This is a genomic window from Flavobacterium sp. R1_16, from assembly GCF_057652095.1.
Window position 1 is genome coordinate 94,893 of the sequence record NZ_JBYFCG010000002.1, and the last position, 12,178, is coordinate 107,070.

Consider the following 12,178-nt stretch of genomic DNA (forward strand, 5'->3'; position numbering starts at 1 on the left):
AATTGTAATCAATTCAATATCACTAAAAATAGTGATATTGAATTGATTTTTTAACATTATATTTGGAAATTAATCTTTATTCCAAAAAATGAGATTCATAGATGAACTTTACAAATGTTCTTCAACTCACAAAAGTCAGTACACACACTATATGAAGCAACTCTACACTACACTCCTTTTTCTTTTAGCATTCCTTATAAATACAGCCGCAAATGCTGAAAGTCAATCTCGTTTTTTCAAAAGTACTAAATTTGAAAAAATAGTGGCACCCACCGCAACAATAAAAGGAACTACAACGGTATGTCAAAACTCAACTAGTCCAGAAATAACTTTTACGGGTTCTGGAGGGACAGCCCCGTACACTTTTACCTATAAAATTAATAACGGTACTGATGTCACAGTAACGACAACTACTGGCAACAGTATAACTGTGGATCAAGTTACTACCGTAGCTGGCATTTTTAAATATACCTTAGTAAGTGTAAAAGATGCTTCAAGTGCTTCGCAAGCAGTAAGTGGTACTGCGACGATAACGGTTAGTTCTCCTCCTACAGTTGACTTCACATTCACAAATAACAGTACTTGTTCGGGAACACCCATGCAATTTTCATCAACCGTAACAGGTACAGGTCCTTATACCTATGCGTGGGATTTTGGGGATTCTGGGACCTCATCTCAGCAAAATCCCAGTCATACTTTTGTTTCCTTAGGGTGTGGCACAGAAACTTTCACCGTCAAATTAACGGTTTCTGGAAACGGTTGTACGGTATCCAAAACAAAAACCATTTCTGTAAAACAAAAACCAGATATCAATTTTGATGACGTAACTAATCCATTCGACCCTTTTAATAATTGTTCTAATGCCACTTCAGACCCTGTTTATACCATAACAGTTGGAAATAGCTCACTTTCTAATTGTATCACTTCTTACTCAATTAATTGGGGAGATGGCTCTGCAATTGAACCCAATGTCACCTTCCCTTTGACACATACTTACACCTCAATTGGCGCTTATAATATGGTTATTAATGCTTTAGGAAATAATGGATGTAGCGCTACAAAAAATTATATTATCAAAAATGTATCCAATCCCTCAGGAGGATTAACTAGTCCTGGAAGTACACAAAATTTATGTGCTCCAACCTCTGATTTGCAATTTGCAATTTCAAATTGGGGTACCAATTCACTAGACACTACCTATGCCATTGATTATGGTGACAGTTCGCCTATTATAACACTTACACAAAATCAATTAATTAGTTCTGTCTATTATAATTCTTCCAATCCATCAATTTCCCTGAATTATCCGATTCCTCATATTTATACCATCACAAGTTGTCCCACTGGAACGTTTACCGCTACTCTTACCGTTACTAATGCATGTAGCTCTACCCCTTTTACAACATCTAACATCAGTATACTTACCAAACCAACACCAAATTTCACCTATCCTCCTGAAGCCTGTATCAATTCAAGCGTTCTATTTACCAATACCACTGCATCAGGGTTTGGGCAAAATTGTGCACAAAATGCCATTTATACTTGGGATTTTGGCGATGGGTCGCCTATAGTAACTACCCCTGTCGGTCCGGCACAAAATATTACTCATACTTATACGAAAATTGGAACTTTTACAGTTACATTAACAACCCAAAATTTTTGTGGGAAATCCAGTATAACCAAACAAATATGTATAGAGCCCGCTTTAGTGCCTATTTTTACCTTAAGTACTAATTCTGGCTGTATTCCTTTAACAGTTTCAACCAACAATACTACCGATATCTCCAAGTCTTGTTCAGTACCTACTTATCTATGGACCGTAACTCATACCGATTTAGACTGTGATGTTTTAGCAGCAGATCCTACTTATTTAAACAGCACTACTTCGGCTTCACAAAATCCTGTATTTAATTTTACTGCTCCAGGGAATTACACCATTCAATTAAAAGTAACCAACTCCTGCGGTGAAGTTCAATCCTCTATTCAAACCTTAACTGTCAGAAAACCACCAAAAGTTACTGTAGCTCCTATTGCTAATTTATGTGGTGGTAGTTCAGGAGCCACAACCATTACTCCAACTGCAACCGTTCAAAACTGTGGTTTTACCAATGCGGATTTGGTTTATAATTGGAGCTTTCCGGGAGGAACTCCAGCTACTTCTAGTGCTATTGCCCCTCAAGTTACTTACTCTAGTGGTGGTACAAAAACAGTTTCGCTATCTATTTCGACAGTAGGTGATTGTGCTACTTCTGCAACAAGTACCGAAACTTTTGCAATAGGAACAGCACCCACTTTAGGAGCTTTGAGTCCTGCAACACAAACTATTTGTTCGGGTTCATCAACAGTTGCTTTGCCTCTAAATGCTCAAACTGGAACCGCTTTTTCATGGGATGCTTCAACGATTCCAAATGGAGTAACGGTGAGTCCGTCCTCGGGAAATGGAAATTCAATCCCAGCCTTGACTATTAGCAATACTACTACTAGCCCTAAAACAGTCATTCTAACTATTATTTCAACATTAGATGGTTGCCCTTCTACCAACACCTATGACATAATTGTGAATCCAGGTCCTACACTTACGCAACCCACGGGAAGTACTATTTGCTCTGGAGGTACACTAACACCCCTTTCTGTAGTAGTTACACCTACTCCTGCTGTTGGAACTGCTACTTACAAATGGTACTCCAATACTGACGGTAGTACCTCAATAGCCACTTCAAAATTGGTAAACACTTCAACAACAGATGGTACTTATACCCCACCGTCTACACTTGGTACTTTATATTATTTTTGTGAAGTTACTTTTTCTGCTTCAGGAAGTTGTCCTAATCTAGTATCAAATGCTGTCCCTATAACCGTAAATCCTGGTGCGTCAATAAATCCGCAACCTATTCAAAGTCAAAGTATCTGTGTTGGTTCAACACTTTTAATTCCCTTATTTTCAGATTATAGTAATGGAACTGGTATCGCAACTTATCAATGGTATAAAAATACAACCAACAGTTCAACTGGAGGTGTTTTGATTAATGGAGCAACGACTTCAAGTTATACTCCACCTGTCTTTAATGCACCTGAAATAGCTTATTACTATCTTACTATTAGTTTTTCAGGGAGTGGTTGTGGACCAATTTCATCTGATGTTGCTGAAATAAAAGTATTTGCTGATCCAATCGTAAATTCCATCTTACCTACAACACAATCTTTATGTTCAGGTGCTACTCCAATTAATTTTACTATTACGGCAACTGGTGCTCCCTCTTTAGGTGCATTATCTTATCAATGGTATTCTAATAGTATCAATTCCAATTCAGGAGGTACTTTACTATTTGGTGAAACAAATGCCATTTTTACACCACCAACTACTAATGCAGGAACTCTGTACTACTATTGTGTGGTTAGCCAAAATGGTGTAGGTTGTGAAACTACTAGTGATACAGTAAGTGTTACCATCAATCTTGCAGCTACTATTACGCAACAACCCCAATCGAGTATTCTTTGTTTAGGAGAGACTCCAACCGTTTTGGAAGTAGCCTTTATTAATGGTGTAGGTACTCCGCAATACCAGTGGTATTCGAATTCGATTAGTAGCGTTGTTGGGAGTACCGCTATTTCTGGCGCTACTAATGCTACTTTTGCACCGCCTAAATCAACAGTTGGAACTGTTTTTTATTATTGTAAAATTACGCTACCGAGTGGCGGTTGTTCAGAATTAAATTCTGATTTTGCTGAAGTTACCATCAATCAAAATCCTGTGATTGCGAATACAACAGATATCATTTGTAGTGGAAATACCTTTACTATTTCACCTCTAAATTCAGGTTCAGAAATTGTGCCTATTGGAACTACTTATACATGGTCAGATCCTATCATTAATCCTGCTAACTCCATTACTGGAGCCTCGTCAGAGACTATTTCACAAACTGAAATCAGTCAAACACTTTTCAATTCCACAACAAATCCTGCTACTGTTACTTATACAGTAACCCCAATAGTTGGTGTTTGTAGTGGAGTCCCTTTTACTATCACAGTTACAGTAAACCCTGCAATAAGCAATACTGTTACCCTTGAAGATAGCAGCTGTTTTGGAAAAAACAGTGGTTCTATTCAAACGAATATCACTGGAGGTATTCCCTTTAGTTCTGGTAGTGCCTATCAAGTTTCTTGGACTGGGCCTAATGGCTATACTGCAACAGATTCAAACATTTCTAATTTAGCACCAGGAGACTATACTCTCATGGTTACCGATGAAGGAGGATGTCCGTTCTCCAATGTTTATACCATTACCGAACCTGAGGATATTACTATTATCACCGATTTAGAAAAAAATATTACTTGCTTTAGTGCTGCGAATGGAGCAATTGGCATTACCATTTCTGGTGGTAGTCCGAATTATACTTATAGTTGGACAAAAGATGGAAATCCTTTTTCTACTGATGAGGATATTACTAACCTAAGTCCTGCAAAATATGAAGTTACCGTTTCTGATGCTAATACTTGCGGTCCAAAAACCATATCCTTTACAATTACTGAACCACCTATTCTAGCAGTAAATTTAACCGATAAAAAGGATATTTTGTGTTTTGGAGATAGTACTGGAGTAATAACTATAAATGCTACAGGAGGAACTCCAATAGAAATATCAAGTGGCATTTTCGATTATAAGTATGAATGGAGTGGACCAAATGGTTTTGTAAGCTCCAACCAGAATTTGAGTGGACTTATAGCTGGTACATACGATTTAAAAGTAACAGACAATTTAGGTTGTGAAAAAAGTCTTTCCGTTACACTGACACAATCCTCTGAAATTATAATCCAAGCAACAACAACAGAAATAAAATGTTATGGGGATGATAATGCCTCTATAAAAATAGCTATTTCAGGAGGGAATCCTCCCTATGAGGTGAGTTGGAGTAATTTTGCAGAAGGATTGTTTTTAGATAATTTGTCTGCTGGGGATTATACTATAACCGTAAAAGATGGATTAGATTGTATTCAAAAACGAACTATCATTATCGCTGAACCTGTAGTATTTACGGTAAATCCAGTGGTTAAAAACATCAGCTGTTTTGGTGCAAATGATGGAAGTATTCAACTTAATTTTGTTGGCGGATTGGCCCCAATATCCCTTGCATGGTCAGATAATCCACTAGCAGGTAGCGACAGAAATAATTTAGGACCAGGAACCTATACTGTTACAATCAATGATGGAAAACCTTGTACTATCACCAAAACATTTACAATACTCGAACCTCAAAAATTAATTATTAGTGCAAATACTATTAATGCATTTGATTGTGACAATGCCAATAGTGGTAGTATAAACCTCCTAGTAGCAGGCGGCTCTGCTCCTTTTACTTATTCGTGGTCAAATGGGGCAATTGTTGAAGACTTAAATGATATTTCAGCTGGTAATTATTTAGTTACGGTTACTGATACTAATGGCTGTTCTGAAAAAGGTCAATATAGTATCTCTAGGCAACCTCCTATTGTTATTGCTGTGAATACCAAAACCGATGTTGATTGCGATGCTAAAGAGATTAAACAAAGTTTTGTAGCGAACGTATCAGGAGGAATTGCTCCCTATCAATTGGCCTGGTCAAGTGGTACTGTAAGCGGCACGAATAATGAGATTATGCAAACAACAACAAATGGATTAGTACAACTTACAGTTACTGATAGCTATAAGTGCAAAGCTAATTATACTTTCACGGTCGATACACCTGAATTAGGTGCTGCCAATTTCACTATTGAATCCAATAGTTTTACCAATTATGGCATTTATTCTGTAAATGACCCTATTCAATTTACTACCACGGCAACGGGAGATTATGAAAGTGTGATTTGGGATTTTGGTGATGGTACTTTTTCTTCAGAGCTCAATCCAATTCATACATTTATAAATCCTAAGGATTATGTAGTGACTCAAAAGGTAACGTATCCGTTTGGGTGTGTGTATGAACAGAAAATCACTTTAATTATTGAAAAAGGGTATTTCTTGGTTGTTCCAACAGCCTTTACACCTAATAATGATAGAATTAATGATACTTATAGACCTATTATTAAGAGATTAAAAAATGTACGATTGGACATTTACGATACATGGGGTTCACTGATATATTCTGAGACTGGTGATGTATTACGTGGATGGGATGCTACTATTAAAGGTAAAAGCGCTGAAAACGGTAATTACAATTGTAAGATTAGTGCGGAGACTTTTTACGGTACTATTATTAATGAAGCCCGCACATTTGTACTAATAAAATAAGCCGAATCGCATGAAATTACACTATTTACTATTTTTATTACTTTCTTTATTTTCTATAGGAGTTAGAGCTCAAGATCCAATATTTACTCAGTTCTTTTTGGTTCCTGAAACCCTTAATCCAGCAGTTACCGGTTTGGCAAATACATGGAATGCAGGTATTATCCATAGAAGACAATGGCCAGACGGCACTAGAAAAATCGATACCCAATACGGTTTTGCGAATAATTTGGTAAGCGATGAAATTGGTTTGGGTGCTACCTTTATAAACCATCATGAAGAATTTACAAATTATAATTATTCCCAATTTAATGGGGCGTTCTCCTATAATTTAGAGCTAGACTACGACTGGAACGTAAGATTTGGTCTACAAGCGGGTTATGGACGAAAAAATTATAATTTCAAAAGCCTATTACTTGAAGACCAAGTTAATATTAATGATGAAATCATTAGTAGTGGAAGTGTTGATCCCGGTGTACTCAATTATAGTGACCATATTGATTTCTTTGATATTTCAGCAGGATTCTTAGTAGTTAATGAAAATGCTTGGTTTGGTGCGGCTTTAAAACATTTAAATCGACCAGACATTTCATTTACCGAATATGGAAATGTTCCTTTAGATCTTTTTTTGACTATTCATGGAGGTTATTATATAGCATTTGATGGCTCTCCTTTACTCTATTCGCTTGGGGATCCAACATTACTATTGACAGCTAATTATATGAGGCAATCACAGTACAACAGATTGGACTTAGGCGGTGTTTTAGAATTTAGTCGGTTTTCTTTTGGTGTTATCGCAGCAACAAATCCTGAAGGAAAAAGCACCAATAGTTCTATTCTCACATCGGTAAGTCCTGTTATTTCCTTTAAGATGAGTGAATTTAGTTTTGGTTATTCTTATGATGCTAACACTACTAAATTTGGCAATTCACAAGGCGTTCACGAACTATCGTTGACTTGGCAATCCAGTAGACGCTGCGATAAATGTGATAATTACAAAGTAAAATTAAAACGAAATGGAGTTGATGGGTATCAAAAATAATAACTACGAACGTCATCTATCTTAAAATTTACAAGGAAAACATATCTGTAATTAGTATGTTTTTATCCTTTGAAATATGTAGCAATGAGATTTTCCTCCCTTTATTGAATTAAATCAAGAGGTATAACTACTTATTTACTCATTGCCACTGCTATACTAGCCGCTACCCTAGCATTATTTTTTATCAATGCAATGTTGGCTTCCAAACTTTCACCTTCAGTATTTTTAGCAATATATTGTAATATAAATGGTGTAACATCCTTTCCTTTAATATGGTGTTTATCCGCTTCATTTAGTGCTTTTACAATGTGTTTTTCTATCTCTTCCTCCTCCATTTCATATTCTTTAGGAATGGGATTAGCAATTAATACGGAACCGTTAAGTCCTAAATCCCATTTGGATGTTAATAACGATGCCATTGCTTCTGGTGTATCCAATCGCAAGGGAGATCGAAATCCACTTTTTGAGGAATAAAAGCTAGGAAACTCATCTTGTCCGTAAGTAACCACCGGAACTCCAATAGTCTCTAAATATTCTAAAGTCAACCCAATATCTAAAATGGACTTTACACCTGCCGCAACCACAGCTACATTCGTTTGTCCCATTTCTGTTAAGTCAGCAGAAATGTCCATCGTTTTTTCGGCTCCTCGATGCACACCTCCTATTCCTCCTGTAGCAAATATTTTTATTCCAGCCATAGAAGCAATTCGCATTGTGGTGGCAACTGTGGTTGCACCTGGTAGTTTTTTGGATATGACAAAAGGCATATCGCGTAAACTCACTTTCCAAACGTCTTTAGCTTGTCCAAAATAATCAATATCCTCTGAAGATAAACCCACAAAACATTTGCCGTCTTTTATGGCTATGGTAGCTGGAATTGCTCCATATTTTCGTACTTCGTCTTCCACTGCTTTTGCAGTTATCGCATTTTGAGGCCATGGCATTCCATGAGAAATAATAGTAGATTCTAAGGCAACTACAGGTAGATTGTTGTCTAAAGCATGTTGTACTTCTGGGTGAATAATTAAAAAATCGTTTTTACTCATTGTAATATGTTTTTTTTATCTGGTATAATTTTTCTTTTTTTATCCGAAAATCTACTGCGCCTTTCATTTTCAGAACTTCTAAAGCTAAAGAATGCCCCAATTGTAGGGATGTCAATTCATCTTCGTCATTAACATAACCGAAAATCCAACCTGCTAATGCAGCATCACCTGCACCTGTACTATCTACAATAGTAATGGATGGAACTGAAAGTGGTGTAATTTGTTGAGAAGAATACATTACTGAACCTTGATTTCCTTTTCTAAGCCAAACTTTGGCAACTCCTTTTTCATGTAAGGATTGAATAGATTCTTTTTCCTTTTGAATTTCAAAACTTGTAATAACCGAAAGTTCTTCCTCATTTGGAGTAATCATATACACTCCATCTAAATTCAAATGCGATAATTTAGACGCTTTGGGCACAGAAACTGGCTCAACGATGAGAGTTTTATTATTCGCTTTTGCAAAATCTATAATCCATTGAATCACGTTAGCATCCAAATTGGTATCGATGATGATTATATCAAAATCAGTCATGTACTCCATTTTAGATTCAAGAAACGGAATAGTAACATATTTTGGACTATTATCTTGGCAAGCAGAAACGAACAAGTTACCATCAGAATTCAATATGGAAACATACTTTCCTGTGGTATCGTCTACAAAATTTGATTCGCTTAGATGTATGCCTAAATCATTAAAAGTTTTGGTGATGTAATTAGCGTCACTATCAGAACCTAAAGCAGTAATCAAGGAAACATTGACTTCCAATAAAGCTAAATGCTGAACAATGTTACTAATAACACCTCCTATGCTCTTTGTCTTTTCTGCTGGATTTGAAGAATGCGGAACAATGGTATCTTGACAAAAATACAATTCATCAATGAGTGTTGCGCCAATACATAAAACGGTTCTTAACATGAAAACAAATATATAGAAATTATTTTCATGAGTATTTAAGATAAATTAAATACTATCAATCAGACTAAATTATTACTGATGCGTCTTATCTTTTCTCAAGTTCCCTAATATAGTTGACTAATTTCCACCGTTGTTCTTCAGACAATAATCCTTCGTAGGATGCCATGGGTGGATTTCCCTGAGTAATTTTCCAAAATATTGCTCCATCGGTTTGATTCATAACATTTAGTGCCAAAAAATTTGCTGGCTTTTTTTCAAGACTTAGTCCCGCTTCTCCATTACCTTTACCATATATTCCATGGCATAAAACACACATTTGATTGAAGATTTTCTTTCCTTCGGCTGTAGCGCTTTCTTTTCCTTTGAAAGGATTAATTAGATCGTTTGAATATTTTGGAGCCAACCATCTGTTATCTTGAGCGCAACTTTTATTACTGTATAGCATTACAACTACCAATACTGCTGTACATATCATTTTTATTTTCATCGCAATACAATTTAATAGGTTTGTGTATCAAAGTTATCTGAAATTCTAAAAAATAAGAATGATATTTATCATACAAGTGAGATGAGAAAGATATATTTCTAACTCATAAAAATTCTCTTCTAAAAATTAAATTATTCGTTTCAAGGCTACCTTATAAATGCTCTTTTAAAAACTTTAAAACATAAAAAACCTCCAAATAGTTTAACACTTTTTGGAGGCAGTCTATAATAGTTATTTCTGTTTTTTATTCTTCTTCAGGAAAAGCTATATCTCCTTCCCATTGCATAAAACCACCCAATAGGTTGTAGGTTGTATCAAAACCTAGTTCATTCATAATTTGACAGGCTCTTGCACTTCTTGCCCCAGAACGACAGTAGACATAATAGTTTTTAGATTTATCCAATTCTTCAATTTGATATACAAAACCTTGCCCTTTATTAATATCAATCATTATTGCATTTGGAATAATTCCTTCATTACATTCGTCTTCAGTTCTTACATCGAGGATTACAGCATTATTATCTTCCTCTAATTGTTCCACCCATTCTTGTTGTGTCAAATCCATAACTTATTTTTTATTCAAAAATAACATTTTATATTAAAAAATTATCCTAAAAATCAATTCTAATTTTTTTAACAAAAAAATAACACAACATTTGTATATACAACTATAAATAATTATACATTTGTACATACAAATTTTGTTATTACAATTATGAAAATTGAAGAGGTTATAAAATCAAATGTAGAAATTGATAATTCAAAAAAAGTCGTACTGAATATTATCTACACACAAAACGTACTCAGTGATCATTTTAATGAAATATTAAAACCGTATGATTTATCAAGTGAGCAATACAATGTATTACGTATTTTAAGAGGTCAAAAAGGATGTCCAGCAAACATGTGTGTCATTCAAGAACGCATGTTAGCCAAAACCAGCAATACTACTCGATTAGTAGACAAATTACTTTTGAAAGAATTTGTTACTCGTGAAGTTTGCCCTGAAAATAGACGAAAAATAGAAGTTTCAATAACACAAAAAGGTTTGAATGTGTTAACCGAATTAGACCCAAAAGTAATTGAACATGAAAAAAAGTTTTCTAAAAATTTAACCTCACAAGAATTAGAACAACTGAATATTTTACTAGAAAAATATAGAAATTAATAAATACAAAACAATTATGAGCGCATTCCTTACCAATCAAAACTGGCGATATGCCACAAAAAAATTTGATTCAAGTAAAAAAATATCGGCTGAAGATTTAAAAACTCTTAAAGAAGCCATTAGAATTTCTCCATCATCCTATGGTCTTCAACCCTATAAAGTTATTATAGTGGAAAACCCAGAATTGAGAGCCAAACTGCAACCGGCAGCTTGGGGACAAACCCAGATTGTTGATGCCTCACACCTATTTATCTTTGCTAACATTACCAACTTTGGTGATGCTGAAATCGACAGTGCTTTGAATAATTTCACTGCAGTACGTGAGCTTCCTTCAGATGCACTAAATGGATATGGTGATTTCATCAAATCAAAGATAGCTACTCTTCCTGTTGAAGCTAGAAATACATGGACATCTAAACAAACTTATCTAGCTCTTGGAAATCTTTTGAATGTAGCGGCCGAATTAAAAATTGACGTTACTCCTATGGAAGGATTTGAACCAGCATTAGTAAATGAAATTTTAGGATTAGACAAATTAGGTCTCAATGCGTCTTTAATAGCAACTGCTGGATACCGTCATGAAGAAGACGCAACACAACACTATAAAAAAGTAAGAAAATCAAACGAAGAATTATTTATCACACTATAATTATTAACTTAAAATTAAAATCAAAATGAAAAATCTAAAAACACTTGTATTAGCAGTAGTAGTATCTGTTTCAACTCTATCAATTTCAGCACAAACTAAAAAAGTAGATGTTGCTAAAAGTAAAATTAATTGGGTAGGGAAAAAAGTAACAGGTCAACATGAAGGAACAGTAAATCTAAAAGATGGTGCTCTAGTTTTCAAAGGAAAAAAACTAGCTGGAGGAACTTTTACTGTTGATATGAACTCTTTAGTAGCAACAGATTTGAAAGCTGGAGAAGGAAAAGAAAAATTAGAAGGTCACTTGAAATCAGCTGATTTCTTTGGAACTGACAAATATGCAACTTCAACATTAGTTTTCAAAACAATAGCTAGTAAAGGAAAAAATGTATATACCGTTACTGCTGATTTAACTATCAAAGACAAAACAAATCCTGTAACTTTTGACATTACTGTAAAAGGAAACACTGCTTCAGCAAGCTTGAAAGTAGACAGAACTAAATATGATATTAAATATGGTTCAGGAAGTTTCTTTGACAACCTAGGAGACAAAGCAATTTCAGATAACTTTGACTTAGCAGTTAGCTTACAATTTTAATTTTGTACAC

Annotated in this window: 9 protein-coding genes; 5 read left to right on the plus strand and 4 right to left on the minus strand. The window is 35.0% G+C overall.

The features are described 5' to 3' along the window. The first annotated feature begins 88 nt into the window (after positions 1–88). Positions 89–6,265: a PKD domain-containing protein gene (locus AC23L6_RS04845; protein WP_487561157.1), complete on the plus strand. Its 6,177-nt coding sequence runs from the start codon at positions 89–91 to the stop codon at positions 6,263–6,265. A 10-nt stretch (positions 6,266–6,275) separates the two neighbouring features. After that, positions 6,276–7,304 (plus strand): PorP/SprF family type IX secretion system membrane protein, encoded by a 1,029-nt coding sequence (locus AC23L6_RS04850; protein WP_487561156.1) that lies wholly within the window; start codon positions 6,276–6,278, stop codon positions 7,302–7,304. A gap of 131 nt (positions 7,305–7,435) precedes the next feature. Here AC23L6_RS04850 and AC23L6_RS04855 read toward each other — a convergent pair whose 3' ends face one another. The 4 genes from AC23L6_RS04855 to AC23L6_RS04870 all read right to left on the minus strand — a co-directional run bounded on the left by AC23L6_RS04855 (position 7,436) and on the right by AC23L6_RS04870 (position 10,321). Then, on the minus strand, positions 7,436–8,350 hold the full coding sequence (locus tag AC23L6_RS04855) for a pseudouridine-5'-phosphate glycosidase (RefSeq protein ID WP_487561154.1): 915 nt from the start codon (positions 8,348–8,350) through the stop codon (positions 7,436–7,438). After that, a complete protein-coding gene (locus AC23L6_RS04860; RefSeq protein WP_487561153.1) occupies positions 8,343–9,269 on the minus strand; it encodes a PfkB family carbohydrate kinase in 927 nt (308 codons plus the stop codon). Before AC23L6_RS04860 ends, AC23L6_RS04855 begins: the two co-directional genes overlap by 8 nt. An 85-nt stretch (positions 9,270–9,354) precedes the next feature. Continuing rightward, on the minus strand, positions 9,355–9,744 hold the full coding sequence (locus AC23L6_RS04865) for a c-type cytochrome (protein WP_487561152.1): 390 nt from the start codon (positions 9,742–9,744) through the stop codon (positions 9,355–9,357). 256 nt (positions 9,745–10,000) lie between these two features. Then, positions 10,001–10,321 carry a rhodanese-like domain-containing protein gene (locus AC23L6_RS04870; RefSeq protein WP_487561151.1) on the minus strand — a complete coding sequence of 107 codons (321 nt, stop codon included), beginning with the start codon at positions 10,319–10,321 and terminating at the stop codon, positions 10,001–10,003. A gap of 150 nt (positions 10,322–10,471) precedes the next feature. Between AC23L6_RS04870 and AC23L6_RS04875 the strand changes: the two genes are divergently transcribed. Genes AC23L6_RS04875 through AC23L6_RS04885 form a run of 3 tightly spaced genes read left to right on the plus strand, consistent with a single transcriptional unit; the run spans position 10,472 to position 12,168 of the window. After that, entirely contained in the window at positions 10,472–10,924 is a 453-nt protein-coding gene (locus AC23L6_RS04875; protein WP_487561149.1) for a MarR family winged helix-turn-helix transcriptional regulator, read from the plus strand. Between the two features lie 16 nt (positions 10,925–10,940). Next, positions 10,941–11,573: an NAD(P)H-dependent oxidoreductase gene (locus AC23L6_RS04880; RefSeq protein ID WP_487561148.1), complete on the plus strand. Its 633-nt coding sequence runs from the start codon at positions 10,941–10,943 to the stop codon at positions 11,571–11,573. Between the two features lie 25 nt (positions 11,574–11,598). Next, a complete protein-coding gene (locus AC23L6_RS04885) occupies positions 11,599–12,168 on the plus strand; it encodes a YceI family protein (protein WP_487561147.1) in 570 nt (189 codons plus the stop codon). Positions 12,169–12,178 lie beyond the last annotated feature (10 nt).